Annotated in this window: 23 protein-coding genes and 1 tRNA gene; 16 read left to right on the top strand and 8 right to left on the bottom strand. The window is 40.6% G+C overall.

Annotated features, from left to right (window positions below; translation table 11 throughout):
- Positions 1–137: 137 nt before the first annotated feature.
- A complete protein-coding gene (locus I6N96_RS00710) occupies positions 138–1076 on the bottom strand; it encodes a helix-turn-helix transcriptional regulator (RefSeq protein ID WP_209555581.1) in 939 nt (312 codons plus the stop codon).
- 185 nt (positions 1077–1261) lie between these two features.
- On the opposite strand from I6N96_RS00710, the gene I6N96_RS00705 reads away from it, so the two are divergent.
- The 5 genes from I6N96_RS00705 to I6N96_RS00685 all read left to right on the top strand — a co-directional run bounded on the left by I6N96_RS00705 (position 1262) and on the right by I6N96_RS00685 (position 5902).
- Positions 1262–1684, top strand: coding sequence for a pyridoxamine 5'-phosphate oxidase family protein (locus tag I6N96_RS00705; RefSeq protein ID WP_209555580.1), 423 nt, complete (start codon positions 1262–1264; stop codon positions 1682–1684).
- Positions 1685–1699: 15 nt separating this feature from the next.
- Entirely contained in the window at positions 1700–2107 is a 408-nt protein-coding gene (locus I6N96_RS00700; protein WP_209555579.1) for an EVE domain-containing protein, read from the top strand.
- 235 nt (positions 2108–2342) lie between these two features.
- Entirely contained in the window at positions 2343–3077 is a 735-nt protein-coding gene (locus I6N96_RS00695; protein WP_209555578.1) for a metallophosphoesterase, read from the top strand.
- 154 nt (positions 3078–3231) lie between these two features.
- Positions 3232–5424 (top strand): Tex family protein, encoded by a 2193-nt coding sequence (locus I6N96_RS00690; RefSeq protein WP_209555577.1) that lies wholly within the window; start codon positions 3232–3234, stop codon positions 5422–5424.
- Position 5425: 1 nt separating this feature from the next.
- Positions 5426–5902 (top strand): SprT family protein, encoded by a 477-nt coding sequence (locus I6N96_RS00685; protein WP_347339052.1) that lies wholly within the window; start codon positions 5426–5428, stop codon positions 5900–5902.
- A 216-nt stretch (positions 5903–6118) separates the two neighbouring features.
- Here I6N96_RS00685 and I6N96_RS00680 read toward each other — a convergent pair whose 3' ends face one another.
- The 4 genes from I6N96_RS00680 to I6N96_RS00665 form a co-directional block, all read right to left on the bottom strand.
- Complete coding sequence (locus tag I6N96_RS00680) at positions 6119–7027, bottom strand: WaaS/CpsH family glycosyltransferase (protein WP_209555576.1); 909 nt, start codon at positions 7025–7027, stop codon at positions 6119–6121.
- Positions 7028–7290: 263 nt separating this feature from the next.
- Complete coding sequence (locus I6N96_RS00675) at positions 7291–7764, bottom strand: GNAT family N-acetyltransferase (RefSeq protein ID WP_209555575.1); 474 nt, start codon at positions 7762–7764, stop codon at positions 7291–7293.
- Between the two features lie 312 nt (positions 7765–8076).
- Positions 8077–8283 carry a hypothetical protein gene (locus tag I6N96_RS00670; RefSeq protein WP_209555574.1) on the bottom strand — a complete coding sequence of 69 codons (207 nt, stop codon included), beginning with the start codon at positions 8281–8283 and terminating at the stop codon, positions 8077–8079.
- 129 nt (positions 8284–8412) lie between these two features.
- Positions 8413–9258, bottom strand: a complete 846-nt coding sequence (locus I6N96_RS00665; RefSeq protein WP_209555573.1) for a MerR family transcriptional regulator — start codon at positions 9256–9258, stop codon at positions 8413–8415.
- Positions 9259–9454: 196 nt separating this feature from the next.
- Here I6N96_RS00665 and I6N96_RS00660 point away from each other — a divergent pair, with 196 nt between their 5' ends.
- The 8 genes from I6N96_RS00660 to I6N96_RS00625 all read left to right on the top strand — a co-directional run bounded on the left by I6N96_RS00660 (position 9455) and on the right by I6N96_RS00625 (position 15668).
- The gene (locus I6N96_RS00660) at positions 9455–10399 is read left to right on the top strand and encodes a sugar-binding transcriptional regulator (RefSeq protein WP_209555572.1); all 945 of its coding nucleotides are present in this window, start codon (positions 9455–9457) and stop codon (positions 10397–10399) included.
- Between the two features lie 212 nt (positions 10400–10611).
- A tRNA-Cys gene (locus tag I6N96_RS00655) sits at positions 10612–10682 on the top strand.
- 223 nt (positions 10683–10905) lie between these two features.
- On the top strand, positions 10906–11700 hold the full coding sequence (locus I6N96_RS00650) for an SDR family oxidoreductase (RefSeq protein WP_209555571.1): 795 nt from the start codon (positions 10906–10908) through the stop codon (positions 11698–11700).
- An 11-nt stretch (positions 11701–11711) separates the two neighbouring features.
- Positions 11712–12125: a PTS sugar transporter subunit IIA gene (locus tag I6N96_RS00645; protein ID WP_209555570.1), complete on the top strand. Its 414-nt coding sequence runs from the start codon at positions 11712–11714 to the stop codon at positions 12123–12125.
- Positions 12125–12613 (top strand): mannose/fructose/sorbose PTS transporter subunit IIB, encoded by a 489-nt coding sequence (locus tag I6N96_RS00640; protein WP_209555569.1) that lies wholly within the window; start codon positions 12125–12127, stop codon positions 12611–12613. The genes I6N96_RS00645 and I6N96_RS00640 overlap by 1 nt, the downstream gene beginning before the upstream one ends.
- Positions 12614–12627: 14 nt before the next feature.
- Positions 12628–13443 carry a PTS mannose/fructose/sorbose transporter subunit IIC gene (locus I6N96_RS00635; RefSeq protein WP_209555568.1) on the top strand — a complete coding sequence of 272 codons (816 nt, stop codon included), beginning with the start codon at positions 12628–12630 and terminating at the stop codon, positions 13441–13443.
- An 11-nt stretch (positions 13444–13454) separates the two neighbouring features.
- The gene (locus I6N96_RS00630; RefSeq protein ID WP_209555567.1) at positions 13455–14315 is read left to right on the top strand and encodes a mannose/fructose/sorbose PTS transporter subunit IID; all 861 of its coding nucleotides are present in this window, start codon (positions 13455–13457) and stop codon (positions 14313–14315) included.
- A gap of 123 nt (positions 14316–14438) precedes the next feature.
- On the top strand, positions 14439–15668 hold the full coding sequence (locus I6N96_RS00625) for a zinc-binding dehydrogenase (protein WP_209555566.1): 1230 nt from the start codon (positions 14439–14441) through the stop codon (positions 15666–15668).
- Positions 15669–15941: 273 nt separating this feature from the next.
- Here I6N96_RS00625 and I6N96_RS00620 read toward each other — a convergent pair whose 3' ends face one another.
- From I6N96_RS00620 to I6N96_RS00610, 3 genes are all read right to left on the bottom strand, one after another.
- Entirely contained in the window at positions 15942–16760 is an 819-nt protein-coding gene (locus I6N96_RS00620; RefSeq protein WP_209555565.1) for a TPM domain-containing protein, read from the bottom strand.
- Positions 16757–17866, bottom strand: a complete 1110-nt coding sequence (locus I6N96_RS00615; protein WP_209555564.1) for a TFIIB-type zinc ribbon-containing protein — start codon at positions 17864–17866, stop codon at positions 16757–16759. Before I6N96_RS00615 ends, I6N96_RS00620 begins: the two co-directional genes overlap by 4 nt.
- A 177-nt stretch (positions 17867–18043) precedes the next feature.
- The gene (locus I6N96_RS00610) at positions 18044–19273 is read right to left on the bottom strand and encodes a DUF7130 family rubredoxin-like protein (RefSeq protein ID WP_209555563.1); all 1230 of its coding nucleotides are present in this window, start codon (positions 19271–19273) and stop codon (positions 18044–18046) included.
- 187 nt (positions 19274–19460) lie between these two features.
- Between I6N96_RS00610 and tsaB the strand changes: the two genes are divergently transcribed.
- The 3 genes from tsaB to rimI (I6N96_RS00595) are packed head-to-tail and all read left to right on the top strand — an operon-like array spanning position 19461 to position 21158.
- The gene (gene tsaB, locus I6N96_RS00605) at positions 19461–20186 is read left to right on the top strand and encodes a tRNA (adenosine(37)-N6)-threonylcarbamoyltransferase complex dimerization subunit type 1 TsaB (RefSeq protein ID WP_209555562.1); all 726 of its coding nucleotides are present in this window, start codon (positions 19461–19463) and stop codon (positions 20184–20186) included.
- Positions 20173–20718 (top strand): ribosomal protein S18-alanine N-acetyltransferase, encoded by a 546-nt coding sequence (gene rimI / locus I6N96_RS00600; protein ID WP_245186791.1) that lies wholly within the window; start codon positions 20173–20175, stop codon positions 20716–20718. The genes tsaB and rimI (I6N96_RS00600) overlap by 14 nt, the downstream gene beginning before the upstream one ends.
- Positions 20715–21158, top strand: coding sequence for a ribosomal protein S18-alanine N-acetyltransferase (gene rimI, locus I6N96_RS00595; RefSeq protein WP_209555560.1), 444 nt, complete (start codon positions 20715–20717; stop codon positions 21156–21158). The genes rimI (I6N96_RS00600) and rimI (I6N96_RS00595) overlap by 4 nt, the downstream gene beginning before the upstream one ends.
- Positions 21159–21257 lie beyond the last annotated feature (99 nt).

Genomic DNA, 21257 nt, shown 5'->3' with positions numbered 1-21257 from the left:
GATGTATCTATTTCTTTAAGTATACGGTTACTTTCTGCAAAAATATAGTTAAAATTTTAAAATAGGACGGCTGCTGCTCTTAAGATATTTAGCATACTCTTCAATAGAAAGACTGGTTCCTACACTCTTATGCAATGTTAGCTGTAAAAAGTCAGCATTTCTTTCAATCTTCTAACGAGCTCATTACGGATGTTATCAGGAGCCAGACACCTACAGCGGGTGCCGAATCCTAAGAGCATATGATAGCCAAACTCATCAGGGATAAAATAGGGGAATTCGACACGATAGCGATCAGAATTTTTTTGTTGGGTAAATTCTAAGTCATTGAAGCGTTCAGTCATTTGATCCTTTACAGAATAATCCACTTCTAATAAAAGTGTAACAAACGCTGTTTTGCCGGAAGAATCTCTTTCAAAGGAAACTGCAGGAGGTGTTCTCTGTTCAAAAGGCGTATCAGTTTGCTGGATATTCTTCATTCTTGATAGCTTGAAGATGCGAAATTCCTGCTTTGACAGACAGAAAGCCTGTACATACCAGCTGCTTTCCTTCAAAATCATGCGATAAGGTTCGATTGTGCGCATTGAATAGTGCCCTGCTCGATTTTCGTACTCGATCGACAGAACAGTATGATTATCCAATGCCTGCTGAATCAAGTCTATTGAAGCTCCTGCCTGTCCATTTTGTATCCAAGGAGAGAGGTCAATGATCAGCTGGTCGGTTTTTAATGCAACCTCTTGTTCCAGTTGCTTTGGAATCAGTGATTTCAGTTTTTCTATAGTATAAGTAGTTTGCTTGTTGTTCATATGTTTATGGATGCCGTTTAAGCTGGTCAAAAGTGAAATCAAATCTGAAGAGGTAAAGAACCGTTGATCGATCTTATAATTTTCCATGATTCGAATCCCGCCTTTACTGCCGGGAAGAGCGACGACGGGAATCCCAGCCTGGCTGAGTGATTCGATATCTCTGTAGATCGTTCGAACGGACACTTCAAACATTTCCGCAAGCTTAGGGGCGCTGATCTGTTCTCGCTCCAGAAGCAGCATAGTGATAGCCAATAAACGTTCGCTTTTCATCATTTTCTCCTTTAAGGGCTGGTTTATGTAGCATTGATTCTGTTTGAAAATTTCAATTATCAAATGTGCCCTAGTTAAAATAAAAAAATTTCTCTACTAAAAGAATAGAACCCTGACAAATAGTTGTCAAGGTTTGTTTGTTAGAATTATCTTGTATCAGGCAACAAAAGAATTTAGGAGGAATGAATATGAATGCAAAAGCAATGTTTAAAGAAATGATGGATAAACAACAGGAAATCGCACTGGCAACCAGTGTAGAAGGACAACCAAATGTCAGAATCGTCAACTTTCTCTATGACCCGGAGCGAAAGGTTGTCTATTTTTCAACTTTCAAAGGGAATGAAAAGGTTGCTGAGCTCCAAGCAAATCCTCAAGTTGCTTTTACAACAGTCATCAAAGGGGACGAAAGCGATCATTTACGGGTACTGAAAGGAATTGCGAAGCCAAGTGAACAGTCTTTGCAGGATTTGGCAGAAGCATGGGTTGCAAAAATGCCGTTTTATGCGGAAATCATTGAATCCGGTGCGGAACAGCTGCAAGTCTATGAAATTACTTTTGATCAAGCGACAGTGATTTCAGGAATGACCTTTAGAGAAGACATAGCTGTATAGAAGGAGCATATCGTTATGAAATATTGGGTAGGCGTTGCATCAAAGGATCATGTAGAGTTAGGTGTTGCAGGTGGATTTGCTCAACTTTGTCATGGCAAAGGCGCTCCCTTGAACAGGATGAAAGCTGGAGACTGGCTGATTTACTATGCGCCGAAAAAGAGTCTAAAAACAAATGAACCTTATCAGAAATTTATGGCTGTTGGTCAAATTCTGGAAGGAGATGCCTATCCGTTTGAAATGTTCCCAGGCTTCGTTCCGTACAGAAAGAATGTTTCTTTTGCTCCTGTGAGCAGCCCGCTTTCTTTGGAAGCAGTCAAGGCATTTCCGTTATGGACGGACTATCGGTCAAAACTGCGATTTGGGCATTTTGAAATTTCGGAAGAATTGTTTGAGATCATTGCCTTCAGTATGGTGGAAGGGTAAAAATTTGAGATACATTGATGCTTGGCTGAAAGGTCACTATCAGTGTATCTTTTCTTTATATTGCTTATTGCTAAGGGAAATGGCGCAGGTTGTGTATTTATTTCTTATGGTCTGGTGGAATAATTGGTGTGTGCTGTTGTCTTTTTCACAGGGTTTATAGAGCAAGTAGTTATTTTTCTTTTACGAGTGAGGTATACTAATAGGAGAATAGGACGTGAAAGTGAGGTGTTCCCATATGAAAGAATATGTATATGCCATTAGTGATATCCATGGTGAATATGAGCTGTTTCAGCAGCTAGTCGATTATTACGATGAAGAAAACCACCAGCTGGTTTTGATTGGTGATTTGAATGACCGAGGAAAGAGGACGAAGGAGTGTTTTCTGCTTGGAAAGAAGCTAGTGGAAGAACGAGGGGCAATTTATCTTAGAGGAAATCACGAAGAGTACTTTCTCCAGTTTTTACAAAATCCTGAGGACTGGTATCCGGGTTATGTTCGAAATGGCGGCAAGGAAACGATGGAAAGCTTACTTCATAAAGGAGCGACAGAAGAGTATTCACCGACAGAAATTGCGATGATGATCCGCAGTCGATATGCTGATTTAGTGGACTTTCTCGTTCAGCGTCCATTGTACTTTGAATGGGAAAACTATATTTTTGTTCATGCTGGAGTAGATTTGACGAAAAAGAACTGGCATGATACAAGTCCCCACGATTTTATTTGGATCAGGGATGCATTTCATCAAGGGAAAAACAACACAGGAAAAACGATTGTTTTTGGACACACAATCACCCCAATGCTTCATGGTGATATGCAGACGACCGATTTATGGTTGTCTGATCACAAAATTGGGATCGATGGCGGCGCTGTATTCGGCGGTTCCGTTCATGGCGTTATTTTCAACAAATATGGTATCGTGCAAGATATTGAATACCAAAATATGAAGGGACCTTGGCAGCCTGATTTTTAAAATAGAGAGCAGCTGTTGACGGAAATGCTAGGCAGCTGTTTTTTTGTGCTTGATTTATTAATGGATCAAAGTGGTGTAGACTCGCTAACTTTCTATAAAAAAGAGGTAGGATATGCTAAAATAGACGAGTATGCTAAAGAAAGAGGTTGAAAAAATGGCAGAGGCTTATAATCAGGAAGTAGTGGACCTGCTTCAAAAAGAATTGACAGGGTATCGCCCAAAACAAATCATCACAGTATTGACACTTTTAGGTGAAGGTAATACTGTTCCTTTTATTGCTCGTTATCGAAAAGAGATGACTGGTAGTCTGGATGAGGTACAAATCAGAGAAATCGAAGAGCGTTATACTTATCTGGAAAACCTGGAGAAACGAAAAGAAGAAGTACAACGCCTGATCGCTGAACAAGGGAAGCTGACTGATGAGCTAAAAAAAGATATTTTAGCTTCAACAAAAATGCAGCAGCTGGAAGATATTTATCGTCCATACAAGCAGAAGCGTCGGACGAAGGCAACGATTGCCAAGGAAAAGGGCTTGGAACCTTTAGCCGACTGGCTGGCAGCATTGCCCGAAACAGGGAATGCACTTGCTGAAGCAACGAACTACATTGATGCAGAGAAGGAAGTGTCTTCAGCAGAGGAAGCCTTGCAGGGAGCACATGAGATTCTTGCTGAACGAATCAGTGATGAAGCAAAATTCCGAAAATGGATCAGAGATTATACCTTTAACAAAGGGCAATATGTCAGTGTGGTGAAAAATGCTGAGAAGGATGAAAAAGAAGTCTATGGTATGTACTATGACTTTTCAGAGCCTGTAAATAAGATGGTTTCCCATAGAGTATTGGCAACTAATCGTGGGGAAAAAGAAGATATTCTAAAGGTTTCGCTTCTTGTTGACGAACAGAAAATCAATGAGTATTTCAATAGACAGCTGATTGGGAAAAAACAACAGGCTGTTTCTGCTTCTTATATTGAATTGGCTTACCAAGATAGTTATAAGCGGTTTATCGGTCCTGCGATCGAGCGGGAAATTCGAAATGAACTGACTGAACAGGCAGATGAACAAGCGATAAATATATTCGGAGAAAATTTGCGTAACTTATTATTACAACCGCCATTGAAGGGGAAAGTTGTGTTAGGATTTGATCCAGCCTATCGTACCGGCTGTAAACTGGCAATTGTTGATCCCACTGGGAAGGTTCTAGCTATTCAGGTGATTTATCCTCATAAGCCTGCTTCAGGAGAGAAGCGGGCGGCAGCTGGTCCCGCACTGCGTAAGCTGATTCAGCAGTATGGTGTAGAAATGGTTGCGATTGGAAATGGGACTGCTAGCCGTGAATCTGAGCAATTTGTTTCCGAACAGCTGAAGCAGCTGTCTCAAGAAGTTTATTATGTGATTGTCAATGAAGCAGGAGCTTCTGTTTATTCTGCCAGTGAGGTTGCTCGTACGGAGTTTCCAGATCTTCAAGTAGAAGAGCGAAGCGCCGTCAGCATTGCTCGTAGATTACAGGACCCCTTGGCAGAACTGGTTAAGATTGACCCGAAGGCAGTTGGCGTGGGACAGTACCAGCATGATGTATCACAAAAGCGTCTGGCTGAACAGCTGGGATTTGTTGTTGAAACAGCGGTAAACCAAGTAGGTGTTGACGTGAATACTGCCAGTCCTCAGCTGTTACAATATATTTCCGGTCTGAATAAGACGACTGCTCATAATTTGGTTGCTTACCGTGATGAAAATGGTGAGTTCACTGCTCGTAATCAAATCAAAAAGGTTCCTCGTTTAGGACCGAAAGCCTATGAACAAGCGATTGGTTTCCTGCGTATTCCTGATGGGAAAAACGTGTTGGACAATACTGGGATTCACCCTGAAAGCTACGACACAGCGAAGGCAGTTCTGGAAAAGGCTGAGGTATCATTGAAGGAGCTGGGCACTGCTGAAACAACAGAGAAAATCAAAGGATTGAAGCTGGTTGATCTGAAGGATGAGTTGTCTGTCGGTACAGAAACACTGAAGGACATCCTCTCGTCTCTGGCTCAACCGGGAAGAGATATGCGGGATGAAATGTCTGCACCTCTTTTAAGAAAAGATGTACTATCTATGGAAGATCTGAAACCGGGAATGGAGCTGCAGGGAACCGTTCGTAATGTGATTGATTTTGGTGCCTTTGTAGATATTGGTGTGAAACAGGATGGTCTGGTTCATATATCCAAGCTGAGCAATCGCTTTGTCAAGCACCCGACAGATGTTGTAGCAGTCGGCGATGTTGTGACTGTTTGGGTAGAGGATATCGACTTGAAAAAAGGGCGGATCAGCTTGACGATGCTTCCGACAGCTAAGGAGAAAAAGTAAGGTGACTGCTTTGTCTACAGATACGGATCTACGTTCCGATAGTCAGCTGCAGCAGTTAGTGGAACAACTATCGCTGAGTTTCTTTGGAAAACCATTTCTTCATCGCGCATTTTACAATGCGCGACTGAAGACGACTGGCGGCCGCTATCATTTAGGCAGCCATGATATTGATTTTAATCCAAAGGTTCTGGAAAAATATGGACAGGATGAATTGGTAGGTGTGATCAAGCATGAGTTATGTCACTATCACCTCCATTTAGCAAATAGAGGGTATCAGCATAAGGACAAAGACTTTAAGGAGCTGTTGTCAAAGACTGGCGGCAGCCGCTATGTCCGACCTCTGCTGGAAAAAAAGACAGCGTATCATTGCTATCGATGCCAAAACTGCGGTGCAGCAATTCGAAGACAACGAAGAATCAATCTTGATCGCTATGTCTGCGGCAGCTGTCGTGGTAAATTACAGCTGATAGCAGGCTAATAGCGAAATAGAAAGAGGCCGAGACAGAAGTGTTTAGCTACAAGCAATAAGCCGGAATGCAGGAAAATTGTTTCACAAATTTTTGTTGCATTCCGGCTTATTGTCGTAGGAGCTGCTTCTGACTCGCCGTTTATTCGGATTTAGGGTATGGAAAAGAGTGGCAACAGATTATTGTCCCACTCACTTCTATTTCTAAAATCACCTGTTGTTGTATCTTCAGGCGTAATTATAGTTGAAAATCTGTGGGCGATATTCACTACTTTCGAAGGATTCTGTATCCTCTGAGTAAAATCGCTGTGTCCACTGGTCTTCACTGTAAAACTCCAATAGATCATCCATAGTATCTTCATAAGGAGAGTCTAGAAAATCAAGAAGTTTGGCGAAATCAGCCTCTCCGATAATGAAGATATTTTCCGGATTATAAAAATGATAGTGTCGAATCTTTTTATTTGTAGTGATCAGCTTTTTCTTAAAGAAAAGCGATTCAAGTGAACGAAGTGTAATACCTGTTTGACCGGGACGCATGATTTCCAGGATACCTTTACTTTCGGCAACCATTTTCAAGTAGTCTTTATAAGGGAGATAGCCTTTTTGAGTATTGCCGCGTCCATTTAAGATAAAGTAGTTAGTATCGAGTTTGAGGTAATTGAAAATCATCAAGATCGATTGAGCCATCTCTTTCCGGCCATTATCTGAGGCACCAAAGAAGATATCATGTTTGATTTGCTGATCAGGGAGCATCATTTGTCGGGAGTAGAAGGTTGAGTTGTGGTTCAGGTGGAATTCCTGAGCCTCCAGAGGGTCAAAGGTGTAATATGCATCGATATAAGGTTCAGCTTGTGTTTTATACAAGAGCTGGATTTTTTCTTTTGTCATGTGGTTCCAGAAGAAAAGCACCAATTTTGCCTGTGTCAATGGGCGAATGACCTCCGCCATTTTCGGCTCAAAACCATAATCAAGAAAAACAATCAGAGAATATTGGGAAAGCTTTTCTTCCCAGTTGATTTTATCCCAAGGAGCGCGAAGCAGTCGGTGGCCGGCAATAACATCAATATCAGACAACGTATCAAAGAAATATAAATGTTCATCTTTTGCAACTAATAAAGTCGTTCGATCGTTCATCATTCTTTCCCCGCTTTCCATAAGATAATAGTTTTGACTATACTACCACGATTGAAAGAAATAAAAACTTATTTTGCTTGAAAATAAATGCACAAAGTTTCAGAAAATTCTTTATATTTGATTATATGCTGAAAAAATATGAAAGCGTCTGGGACAATAGTCAAAATAAAAACTGTCTGACACTATAAATACGAATCAACACCAAACGAAAAGCGGGATGCTCCTTCTTGATTCTCAGAGCATCTCGCTTTTGATTCGACCTTATGTTAATATAATAATTTTTCTAAAATACAATCTGTTTCTCGTTCTTTATAAGTGGAGTAGCCGTGCTTGCGATACAGCTTGTGCGCAAACAGATTATGCTTAAATACACCTAAACGAATAGCAGTCGTACCCTCTGAGCGAGCAATGGCTTCAACTTGCTTCAAGGCTTCGGACCCAAATCCTTGACCTTGATATTTCGGAAAAACAAGGAAATCTCCAATAAAGGATACTTCATTTTCTATTAGCAGCCAGATGATTCCGACTGGTTCATCTTCATGAATAAGATTGAAAATAAATGTGTTTTCAGTGTGGCAGCCATCCTTGAAGATATCTTCTTTGAATTCCCACGAAGCAAAGGCTATTGCTTCTTTCTTAGTGGAAAACCTACAGCTATTTAACAATTCATTCGCATAACTGTCAATTGCATCATCAAGGTAGTGAAGAAATGCTGTTTCTGACATTTTTTGTAAATTCATGATAGCGCCTTAATCAATCGTTTGTATAGCTGGAAATCAGATGAATCGCTAAATCAACCCATACTTCGAATAGACTCTATGAGATCAGGGTATATCTTGATTATAATTATGGCGAACTGAGCAATAAAGACGAGTGTGCCTGTAATGACAGCAAGAAATACAAAAAATATTTTATAAGCAATATTATTTACTCGCCTTTTATTTCTAACTAAAAGAACTAATAGAGACGCAAGGATTGAAATCGCAACAATGTTCCAAAATAGAAATACCATAGACAACACTTCTCCTCTCAGCAATCCACTAATATAGCCATCAGCCAATTTTTCCTACTGTCTCCAAAAATTTAAGAATCATTTCAACGAGCAAAACGACAAAACATAGTAAGCATAAAATGACAACAGATAGAGTGAACAGCACTTTGTATAAATCAATATTCATTTTTTTCTTATTTTTATCTAAGAGAATCAACAACAATACCAAAACTAAAATTATTACTAAAAGCCAAGATTGAAAACCCATGAACACTGCCTCCTACTATAACTATATCGTATTATAAGATACGTAACAACAAGAGAATAGCTGCTTAGGGCGGGCTGTAGTCTGAAGATTGATCCGTTTATTGTTGATCCTCAGTTTTTTGATGAGCAATTAATCTACAAGTGGTATTTGCAGCTCGGTTAAACGGTTTTCATTTTCAGTTCCCTCTGTTGTGTCTACTCGATGGTAGATTTCCCTGACTGGTCCCTCCACAGTATATTTATTTTTTTCAATCCAAAGCATCATATTATCAAATACTTCCCCAATGCCTGTTAAGTCTCCATTATGGATTGCGGAAACAACTTTTTGAGCTGGTAATGTGATCACTCGAGCTTCTTCTGATGCTGTAATAGACAGCGGTTTGCTAAGCGGCTCAACGATTTCTAAATCGATTTGCTGATTTTCTTGGTCGAGAAAAAGTCCCTCATAATAGCAGGTCATACAAGGAGTTGTTAATGTCGCTTGATGCTTTTCAATCGTTTTTTCTAAGTCCTGCCAAATCTCTTCTGAAAAGTCATCAAAACTTTGAGTGGGGTTATTTTTTCTATAGCTGCGACGCAGACTGAGTGCCTGGATCGGCTCTATATGTTTAACTATGATTTCATTCATCGCTGGGATTCCTCCATTCTTTAGTAAAAATAAATTTGTTTGTATTCGTTGAATCCGGTTTTTTCTGTCAGCAACTTCTTTTTCAAGCGTGGACATATTCTCTTCAAGTAATGTTGTTAAATCAGAAATATCAGGTTGAGTATTGAGTAATTTTTTGATTGTTTCCAGTTTGATACCAGAGTCTTTTAAGATCAAAATTTTATTCAGCTCATATAGCTGTTCGATGATATATTCACGATAGCCGTTGTGATCATTTTTCTTTGAAGGAGAAAAAAGTCCTAACTTGTCATAAAAATGAAGAGTACTGACAGATACACCGCTGATTTTTGAAAATTGCGCAATATTCATAAGAAACTCCTTTTCATTAATTATCAATTGATAACTCTATCATAAACTATCAAGTCACTTCAAAGTAAAGAGAATAATGAAAGTAATCTAAACAAATTTCTCTTTTCGCAGTGAAAGTTTTGTTACAAATGATATTCTCCTTTCACGAATGTGAATAGTATGATATAGTTTGTTCAGACAATAAAGGAGCGTAATTATGGACGAAGAAAAATTATTAATAAGAATTGCTGAGATGTATTATCAAGAAGATAAAAATCAAAGCCAGATCGCTAAAGAATTGAATATCCATCGTACAACGATCAGCCGATTACTGAAGCGTTCCAGAGAAGAAGGCGTTGTTCAAATAACAATCAATTATGATAAATCTGCCAGCTATTCGTTGGAACAGACCTTGGAGCAGAGATTTGGATTGAAAAAGGCGGTGGTTATTCCGGTTGCCTCTGAATTGACACGACAGCAAAAGGAGCATTTTTTAGGGAAGGCTGCAGGTGATTATTTTCTAGACTATGTATCTGATGGTATGAAAATTGGTTTTTCATGGGGACATGCTTTAGCTGCAATGGTAGAAGAGATGGGTACAAAGTCTGTCACGAATGCGCTGTGTCTGCCAATGATCGGAGGGCCGTCAGGAAAGCTGGCAAGCGAATATCATGTGAATACAATTGCTTATGCCGCATCTAAAAAGCTTGGCTGTGCCGCATTGATGATTGACTCTCCTGCAATCACGGAAACGGCAGAATTAAGAACTGCATTGATGAACAATGCTTTTAATCAAGAGCTTTCTGAGCTTTGGCAAGAGCTAGAGGTAGCGGTATTTGGTATCGGCAGCCCAATCCTTAGTACCAATGATGTTTGGCAGGGATTCTATGGCGAAGATGTGATCAAGGATTTGGAAACTAAGGGAATTGCAGGAGATGTACTGTCGCGCTTTTTCGATAAGGAAGGTGTATCAGTGAAAAGCGCATTGGACGATCGAATCATCGGATTATCAATGGATCAGCTGAAGAAAGTCCCCCAGCGTATTGGGATCGCTGAATCAAAAGAAAAGGTTGGTAGTATCCATGCAGCACTCAAAGGCGGCATTCTAACAACATTAGTCACTACTGAAGAGACAGCGAAAGAGATACTTTTGTTAGACTAAAAAGGCGATTAAAATGACTTTTCTATTAAAATAAGAACGACACTAGGGTGAGTGGATCATGATTTGATTATCTTAGTGTCGTATTTTGATTTAGAATCTTGAAAAAATCGGATGATGTACGGATTTTCACTTAAATGAAATTTGATATCCTTTTAATAGAGACGGAAAATAAAGTGAAGAGATACATTTGAACAAGCTTAATTTTATGAAACGGCGGTATAGCCAAGTGGTAAGGCAGAGGTCTGCAAAACCTTTATCATCGGTTCAAATCCGGTTACCGCCTTTAGTTATTCATGTTGAGTTGAAGTGTAGAATATTCTAATTAATCTAACCCAAATTGTTTTATACAAAGCGTATAAAACAATTTGGGTTTTTAACGTTTGTGAATTTGTTTGCACAAATGCGCAGAAAGTTGTTGACATTGTGAAAGCATATACATATAATGAATTTGTGGTATCACAAATGTTAATTTAAAATATCAAATGTGAAAAGAGGCTGGATATCAGATGGACTGGTTGAATATCAATGGAAAAGTAGTGATCGTTACAGGAGCGTCATCAGGAATTGGCGCAGCAGTTGCAGAGGAATTATGTCAGCTTGGCGTTTTCGTTATAAATGGCGATGTCAACGAAGGAAAGCTAGTACATGAGAATTTGGATTTTGTTCAAACCGATGTTACCTCAAGAGAATCTGTTGAAGGATTAGTTGCTTTTGCAATGGAAAAATATGGAAGAATCGATGCACTGATCAATAATGCCGGTGTGAACGCACCTGCGTTACTTGCCGACAAAAAAACTGAAAGCGACTATGAGTTGACTGATGCATTATTTGAGCGAATGACCAATATCAATCAAAAAGGCGTTTATCTAGCTAGTCAGCTGGTTGGGAAAATCATGCTTCAGCAAAAGTCCGGCGTGATAATCAACATGTCTTCTGAAGCTGGTCTAGAAGGATCAGAAGGCCAGAGCTGTTATGCGGCAACGAAGGCAGCTGTAAATAGCTTCACTCGCTCTTGGGCAAAGGAGCTCGGCAAAGAAGGGATCCGAGTTGTTGGGATTGCTCCAGGAATCATGGAAGAAACAGGTCTTCGGACGTTGAACTATGAAACAGCACTAGCCTATACCAGAGGCAAGACAGTTGAAGATATTCGGAAGGGATACAGCCAGACAAGCACGATTCCATTAGGTCGCAGCGGGAAGCTTTCAGAGATCGCGAATGCAGTTGCTTACCTGATTTCTGACAAGGCAAGCTATATCAGTGGAGTAACAATCAATGTTGCCGGTGGAAAAACTAGAGGATAGGAGAATACAGGATGGTAAAAGTAATCTTGGCAGCCCATGGTCATTTGGCAGTAGAAATGAAGAATTCGCTGGAAATGATTTTTGGAACAAATGAACATTTTTATCCGGTGGTATTTGAGAAGCAGGACGGTTTGGAAAGTCTGGAAAAGAAGCTTAAGGAGACATTGGACAGAATCAGCGAGCCAACGTTGATCATGACCGACTTGTTTTGCGGAACGCCCTATAATGCCAGCTGTAGTATTGCGTTGAAGGAAGAAAAGGATATTCAAGTGCTATCAGGAATGTCGTTGCCGCTTGTGTTGGAAGCAGCCAGTCTCCTTGAGACTGAATCAATAAATGAAATCGTATGCAAAATGAAAGAGCTGGCAGCGCAGACCGTACAGTGTTTTTCTGGAGAGCTGATAGAAGAAGAGGAGGAATTATAATGGAAATCAGATTAGCTAGAATTGATGATCGCTTGATCCACGGCCAGGTTGCGACAGTTTGGGCCAAAGAGGCTGGTGCACAGAGAATCATCGTTGTTAGTAAAGAAGTCAATGAGGATATGATTCGAAAAACACTGGTTAAGCAAGCTGCACCTCCAGGGATCAAAGTGAATATCGTTGATGTAGAGAAGGCAGTCAAGGTATTCAATAATCCTAAATATGCAGCTGATACTGTTTTTTATCTTTTTACAAATCCAACTGAGGTGCTTGAGCTAGTACAGGCAGGTGTTCCGCTAAGTTCAATTAATATAGGCGGCATGCAGTTTAAAACCGGAAAGGTTCAGATTACAAAGGCAATTTCTGTAAACGACCAGGATATTCAAGCATTCAGAGAATTGAAGAAACAGGGTGTAGAGCTGGATTGTCGTGTAGTCGCAACGGATTCGAAAATCGATTTTGAAGCGAAGCTCAATGAAGCTGTCGTGTAAAAGGAGGAGCATAAATGGAACTTTCAGTGATCCAAATTATTCTTATATTTATTTTTTCAGCTATTGCAGGGATGGGAAGCGTACTTGATGAATTTCAAACACATCGCCCATTGATCGCCTGTACAGTAATTGGTTTGATTTTAGGGGATTTGCCAACTGGAATTATTCTTGGAGGGACATTGGAATTGATTGCTTTAGGCTGGATGAATATTGGCGCTGCACAGTCTCCTGACTCGGCATTAGCCAGTATTATCTCAACGATTCTTGTTGTCGTTGGTCAACAGGATATTCAAGCAGGGATTGCCATTGCTTTACCTGTTGCGGCAGCGGGTCAGGTACTGACGGTCATCGCACGAACGATTACAGTTGCTTTTCAGCATGCAGCTGATCGTGAAGCAGAGAAAGCAGCGTTCAATAAAATCATTCTGCTTCACTTCAGTGCATTGTTCGTTCAGGCGTTGCGGGTAGCTATTCCTGCGACAGTTGTGGCAATGTTTGTCAGTGCGGATATGGTCAATACGATGCTGTCGATGATCCCTGATGTAGTGACTGGCGGATTAGCTGTTGCCGGTGGATTCATCGTTGTTGTCGGTTATGCAATGGTATTGAATATGATGAGTGTCAAATACTTGATGCCGTTTTTCTATCTGGGCTTTGTATTAGGTGGTTACTTGGATTTCAGTCTGCTTTCATTTGGAGCAGTCGGTCTGATTACTGCATTGGTCTATGTTCAGCTGAACCCGAATTTTAAGAAACAGTCGCTTGAGCAAGGGGCTGGAAATATAGCTGCAGCAGGAGTTTCAGCAGCTGATGATGAACTGGAAGATTAAGGAGGAGTAAAATGGAAACAGCAAATACAGCAGTGAATACTGAAAAGCAGACACAATCTCTCATTACGAAAAAGGATTTGATGACCACCTTTGTTTTCTCCAATTTTCAGCAGGCTTCCTTCAATTATGAACGAATCCATGCACTTGCCTTTTGTGTAGATATGATTCCAACAATCAAGCGAGTATATAAGACGAAGGAAGAGCAAGCAGAAGCATTAAAACGTCATCTGACATTCTTTAATACAACGCCGGCAGTCTGCGGTCCAGTTATCGGTGTAACGATTGCCATGGAAGAGGCACGGGCAAGCGGTGCAGATATTGACGATGGAACGATCAACAGCTTGAAAGTCGGATTGATGGGGCCGCTAGCAGGTGTGGGTGATCCGTTGGTTTGGGGGACGTTAAGACCAATTACGGCGGCAGTTGGTGCATCATTAGCATTGAGTGGTAGTGTATTGGGACCGTTGTTCTTCTTTGTTGCATTCAATCTGGTTCGTCTATCTATGAAGTGGTTTGGTTTAACTTACGGTTTTAGAAAAGGATTGGACATTGTTCAGGACTTGTCTGGTAATCTATTGCAGAAGCTGACTGAAGGTGCAACGATTCTCGGTCTGTTCATCATGGGAGTCCTAGTCACAAAATGGACGACAATCAACATTCCTTTAGTAGTATCTGAAACACCAGGGGCAGATGGAGAAACGATCGTGACAACTGTTCAAAATATTCTGGATGATTTGGTTCCGGGACTGTTGGCATTGGGTTTGACGTTATTGATGATGAAGCTATTGAAAAAGAAAGTCAGTCCAATCCTGTTGATCTTTATCCTATTCGCAGTGGGAATAGCTGGTTACGGTTTGGGAATTTTGCAATAAAATGAACATTGAGACATCAAGACAAGAAAATATCCTCTGTTTCTTTCAAGCGCTTTGTGGATAAATGGAATAGAGAGAATGAGCATTCAGTTTGCATAAAAACGAAAAGGGGATACAGAAATCATGAAAACGAAAGCTGTTCGATTATATGGAAAAAAAGACTTGCGTCTGGAAGAGTTTGAACTTCCGGCAATCAAAGAAGATGAAATTTTAGCTTCGGTCATTACGGATAGTATCTGTATGTCGACTTGGAAGTTGGCAAATCAAGGAGCGGATCACAAAAAGGCGCCTGACGATCTCGCAGAAAACCCAATCATTATCGGACATGAGTTTTGTGGGGAAATTCTTGAAGTAGGGAAGAAATGGCAGGAGAAGTTTAAACCTGGAGAAAAATATGTTGTTCAGGCGAATCTACAGCTTTCGGATCGGCCGGACTGTCCGGGATATTCCTATGCGTATACAGGCGGCGATGCGACGTATATCATCTTATCAAAGGATGTGATGGAACAGGATTGCCTGATTCCTTACAACGGAGAAACCTATTTTGAGGGTTCATTGATTGAACCGTTGTCATGTGTGATTGGCGCGTTTGAGGCAAATTATCATTTGATTGAAAATAGCTATGAGCATGAAATGGGTATCAAAGAAGATGGGGCATTGCTTATCATGGGGGGAACAGGTCCAATGGGGCTGTTGGCAATCGATTATGCACTACATGGCGAAAGAAAGCCTAAAAAAGTTGTAGTGACTGACGTCAATGAAGAAAAACTACAGCGAGCAGAAGCGCTCTATCCAAGTCAAAATGGTATTGAAGTATTCTATGTCAATGTAAAGGATGAGCAAAACCAAGTAGAAAAGCTGCAGAAAACAATCAACGGAAAATTTGACGATATCTTCGTGATGATCCCTGTTGCACAAGTAATGACGGAGGCTTCGGCATTATTGAATCCGGACGGCTGTCTGAACTTCTTTGCCGGACCACAGGATAAAGCATTTTCTGCACCAATCAACTTCTATGATTTGCATTATTCCTTTACACATTATGTTGGTACATCCGGCGGGAACACAGAGGATATGAGAAAAGCGGTGGCACTTATTGAAAGTAAAAAAGTTCATGTTGCTAATGTCGTCACACATATTTTAGGTCTAAATGCGGTTGGCGAAACGACATTGAATCAACCGGAAATCGGTGGTGGAAAGAAACTGGTTTATACACATAAGAATTTTGAACGAACAGACTTGAATGACTTAAAACAGCTGGACAAACAGCTGGAGGAAATCGTTAAAAGAAATGACGGTATCTGGTCGAAAGAAGCAGAGGAGTATGTACTAACACATTTTTCTGAAATATAAAAAGAAGTAGAGACAGAAGTATTTAGCTATAAGCACCAAGCAGGTACTTTTCAAGCGTCTGTTCCGGTTACTATGTAAGTAATAAGAAGAAATTCACGAGAATTACATCTAAGGTTTTCGTGTTGCTGCGATCCCCTAAGCACAGAAATCTGGGCTCGCTGCTTAATGCGGATTTAAGGTATGAGAAAGAGGTATGGGGAATTATTGTCCCACACCTCTTTTTACATATCTAGAAATATCGTAAGCTAGTGGATTCAAACACATCCAATTTTTTTAAAACCCACGTCCGCTGCTGCTGAAGGTGCCGCCGCCAGTCGTATGGGTAGTACTTCCACCGCCGCCAGCACTACCGCCGCCACCGCCGGAATTATTTCTTGGAATGTGTCTTGTCGTAACGAATGAATTAACAAAACGGTCTTCCTTCTCTGTCAGTTGTAAAGACGACTTTTCGTGTAGAGGGTAGTTATAGCCACCGCCGAATTTCAGTTTATATCTTGAAATCGATAGAAGAACGAATCCTCCGGCAATCGCCGCTGCTGCGACAACAGCGATAATGATTTCTGTAGTTGTCAGTGATTTGTAATAAGTGATTTTTCCAGTTTCAGAATCAATACGATAATGGCCTTTTGGTACACCTTTATCAAAGAATGTGCTGACACTAGTTAGATAGCTTTCAGCTGCGCCAAAATAATCCTGATCGCTCATAAAATACTCAATATCATCTAGTGCACTTTCTGTTCGTTTATCATTTAAGTAATCAATCATATTACCGGATCTGGAAATAACGAACTCGCGGTTGTTCATGTCAATATAAAATATGATCCCATTTTCATCTTTGCCGATAGTATCCAATAAATAATAATCTGCAAACGTATAAGGATCTTTGTTGCTGTCATCTGTTGTGACAATAAAAACCTGAGCCTTCGATTTTTTCTCAATTGCTGCAGCTTTCTCGTTCAATTGCTGGATTTCATCTGATGAAAACAGGCCGGCCTGATCATCTACAGTGTTATCAGAAGCGTAGGCCATAGAAGGCAAAGCCAAAAGAAAACTGAATACAGCGATTGCCAGTACTAAATAGCGTTTTCTCATATCATATATCCCCCAATCAAAAAGAGAACCAAAAGAACAGCAAAAATGATTCCGCCGGTTATTCCTAATCGTTTATAACTGATAGGTAATTCTCCGCTGACTTTGCCAGTTTGTCCGTTCATTGCGTAATAATAGACCTTGTCATCGCCGGATCGATTATTATAGGTAACCAGCCAGATTGGCAGCAAAACATAATTCAGCTCTTGGTCATCGATGGTGATGCTTGTTTGAACCTTAGACAAATGAGTGTATGCAGAAGCCGAGTCTTCCAGCATAGACTGAGAATAGCCTTTGATCTCCTGTTCTACGTCATTCTTTAATGCTTCGAATTCAATATCTCTTTTTTCAGCTTGGAAACCAGCCAGATATTGAGATTTAAAAGGGACAGCCTTTTCCATTGGGAATGGCTGAACACCTTCAACCATTTTCTGCTGAACATTTTTAGACAACGCATTTTTGATCAGCTCTTTGAAAGAAAGCTTTCCTTTGCGTCGAACTGCAAATTGCTTCGTTTCAGTATATTCTGTGTCGCCAGTACGCCAAACACGAAGAGTGGTTCCTTCAGCGTGCATGTCTCCGCTTACCTCAGAATCAACCAGCCAATATGGAAAGTAAACGCCGGTCATTTTCTCAATTTGCTGCTTGTTGAAAAAATCTCTCGGAATAAATCGTTTTTTCTTAGTCCAAGCAAGGAATTTTTGAACGGCTTCTTCCTTTTCAATAGCAAAAGGGAGCACCTGATTTGGTAAAAATTTCCCGCTGATCCGACCAGAAAGAACGACAGGATTATGGCAGAAATAGCAATAAGTTGCAGCAGTCGTCGCATCGGTCACGATTTCTGCACCACAGCTGGAACAAGTAAAGAGTTCCATGTCACCGGCATCTGTTTGAGCTGCTGTATTTTCTTGTGGTGTATCTTCAGCTGTTGCTGTAGTTTGAGGAGCACTATCTTGTAGATGTGCTTCTTTTTGAGCCTGTTCAAAGGCAGTCAACTGTTCTTCTGAAAAGATGCTTAAGCAGTATTCGCAATGGAATTTCTGATCTTTTGCATCAAAAAACAACGGGCCGCTGCAATTTGGACATTTGTGTGTAAAGGTACTATCCATCTTTTTATTTTTCTCCTTCTATTGATAGAAAAAAGGTCAGTAATAGAAACAGGGCATACGCATTCATTGCCCTCATGTGACAATGAACCGTATGCTTTATTTCTAAAATAGTTGTTCCTGTTTACTCAATGAAACCAAAGGAACAATGCACCAACCGTTTTTTCTTTTGTTTCTTAATTAAAGAGGTACTCCTTGGAATGGTTTTCCGCAGTTCGGACAGAATTTTGGAATGCCGCTGGACAAATCGACAACCTCACCACAGTCTGCACATTTCATTTCCAACTTTGGTTTGTTTTCTTCTGGTTTTGATGTACCGCAGTTTGAACAGAACTTGCCATGGTTCTCTGTCCCGCAATCAGGACAGATCCAGCCGCCTTCAGCATTGCCATTTTGTGCTTGCTGGTTTTGCTGCATTTGCTGTTGGTTTGTCTGAGAAGCTTGACCGAAGTAATTGCCGCTGGTATTCATTCCCATACCGACACCCATAAATCCAGTTGTCGCACCGCCAGGATTTTTTCCAGCTTCTTCCATTCCACGAGCCATGGCACCTTGAACATAGCCTTCACGAACACTTGGGTCACCAAGCATAGCTCCTTGGTTTCTCATGTTGATCAGTTTCGTTGAATCATCAGTGTAAGAAATGCTGGCAACCGCTGCAGAGACGATTTCGATCCCTCTTAGAGAACGCCAACTATCATCTAACACATTAGATAGATAGCCGCTTAGTTCCATGCTTTTTGAAGGAACGTAAGAAATTCTTTCGCCGTCAGCAGACATTTTATTGATAGATGCTTGCAGAGCAGTTAGGAATTCTGCTAAATACTGTTCATTGATATCATTCATATCTACCTGATTTTTATCTCGAGGCACTGAATTGGTAAAGAACAATAACGGATCAGTGATTTTTACTGAGTAGGTTCCGTGAGCCCTTAAGAAAAGCTCAGCGTTATAGAAATTATCAAAGTAATTGATCGGTGTAGCTGTCCCAAATTTAAGTCCTTTGATTTCTTGTAAATTGATATAGAAGACCTGTTGTTTTTGAGGAGTTGTTCCACCGAACTTGACCCGGTTGAAGGTTTCAGCAACTGCATCCTTCAAGCTTCCGTTGAATAGTGAGGGAGCAGAGTTGTTCTTAACTGTGTAATAGCCTTCTTCTGCAGAGTAATCGATGATTTTCCCGCCATCTACAAGGATCATCATCATATTAGGATAGACATGAATGACAGAGCCGTCTGTTATCACATCTGTTGTTGATTTTTTATTTGAGCCGCGTTTATCATCTCTTTTGACAAACACACCTTTGGTCATTACAGTGGTTGCAGACATTTCATCTGGTTCAATGACCTCGATCCACTGATCCGCCAAGCCTCCAGAGACAGAGTCTATTGCTGCTTTAATAATACCCATTTTATTTCCTCCTTTAAATGAATGTATTCGTATTATACCATAGGATTTATAAGGAAGAATAATACTTTGAAAGGAAAACTTGCGGTTAAAATTGATTCGTAGAATAAAATCATTTTTCGAGTTTTTACCTTGGCGTGAAAATGTGCTACAATAAGTCGACAAAAGAAAGGGAAAGGCTGGTTTTTTTGTGCGCATTTTAGCTATAGATACCTCTAATCAGACACTGTCTGTTGCTGTTATGGCAGAGGATAAGATTCTAGGAGAATACACAAGTACAACGAAGAAAAATCATAGTATGACATTGATGCCTGCTGTTAATGAGCTGATGAAAGCAAGTCAATTGAAACCAAAGGACTTGGATCGAATTGTCGTTGCTCAGGGACCGGGTTCATATACAGGACTTAGAATAGGTGTTACTACGGCGAAAACTTTGGCTTATACGCTGAAAAAAGAGCTTGTCGGCGTTTCCAGTATACTAACACTGGCTGCCGGCTGTTTGAATGTGAATGGCTTGATTGTACCGATTTTTGATGCTCGTAGAAATAATGTTTATACAGGTGCATATCAGTACAATACTGTTCAGGGTAAATGGGAGACGATCATTGAAGATCACCATACCGCTATGGATGCTTGGCTTACTCGTTTGAGTAAGTATGAAGCTGTCTATTTTGTGGGGGAGGATACAGAGAAATTCCGTATGATGATAGAGGAGGCTCTTCCGCAAGCCGTGGTTAATGAGTATCCACAATGGCAGATTCCTTCTGCTGTTGTATTAGCTCAATTAGGCGCTGCGGAAAAACCTGAAAAAGATATCCACCAGTTTCTTCCCCGCTATTTAAAGAGAGTTGAGGCAGAGGAAAATTGGTTAAAAGAACATTCTGTGGGAGATGAGAACTACGTTGAAAAAATTTGATTCTATCCGGAAATTATTTGGAAAAAAGAAAACTCGGACAAGCTATACTGAACGATCAGTCACTGTTGGGGAGGATACTTATCTTTTAAGAGAGATCACTCCGGATGATATCAAAGACTTGCTTTCTATCGAGCGGGAGGTCTACGCAGGAGAGCTGCCGTGGACCAGATCGGCGTTTTTGTCTGAGCTTCATTCGACAAACCCTCACTTGTACATACTTGCTGAAAAAGAAGGTAAAACAATTGGGTTTGTTGGTTGTCGGATCATTGATTTTGATGGGCATATCACAAATGTTGCGGTAGCCGCAAATAGTCAGGGAAAAGGTTTAGGTACATTTCTCTTGAACGAGGCTTTTGCATTTGCTAAGGCTCAAAGCTGTACAAGAATGTCTTTGGAAGTTCGTTTGAGTAATAAACACGCACAAAGTGTGTATCGAAAAGCTGGGTTTATTTCCAGCAAGATCACTTCTGCTTATTATGACGATGGAGAAGACGCATTGGAAATGATCAAGCCGTTGGATGACAGTAAATGATGATTGAATGGAACAAGCAAAATGAAGGAGCTTCAGAGCAGCTTTGGCAGCTTTGTGAGCAAAGCTATTATTATGGTTCCCCTTGGTCACAAGCACAGTTCCAAAATGATCTGGAGCAGGAGAATAGCTGGTATTTAGTTGATGACCTGATACGACCGACTGGATTCGTCAGCTATTATCAGATACTGGATGAAATTGATATCACCCATGTGGTTGTCAGTAAGGAAAAACATGGGCAGGGGTATGGAAAAAAGTTATTGGAAGAAGCAATCAGCTGCTGGAAACAAAAACAGATCAAGCGAGTGCTGCTCGAGGTAAGGGCGTCGAATCAGGCAGCTCAAAAGCTTTATGAAGGTGTTGGTTTCCAATGTATTCATAAGCGAAAAAACTATTACCATCTTCCTCAGGAAGATGGCTTGATGATGGAGCTCATTCTGTGAGCAGAAATATACTCTTCCAGTAGAATGGCTTCTCCTTGATAGATGATGACTTAAGGTTTGAAGCGGTAAGAATAATTTAAAGACGAGTTCATTATACAA

Origin of the sequence: Enterococcus larvae, from assembly GCF_017830045.1 — a bacterium.
Lineage (GTDB): Bacteria > Bacillota > Bacilli > Lactobacillales > Enterococcaceae > Enterococcus_L > Enterococcus_L larvae.
The sequence above is the reverse complement of the archived record's forward strand: the minus strand, read 5'-3'. Positions and strand labels throughout refer to the sequence as shown.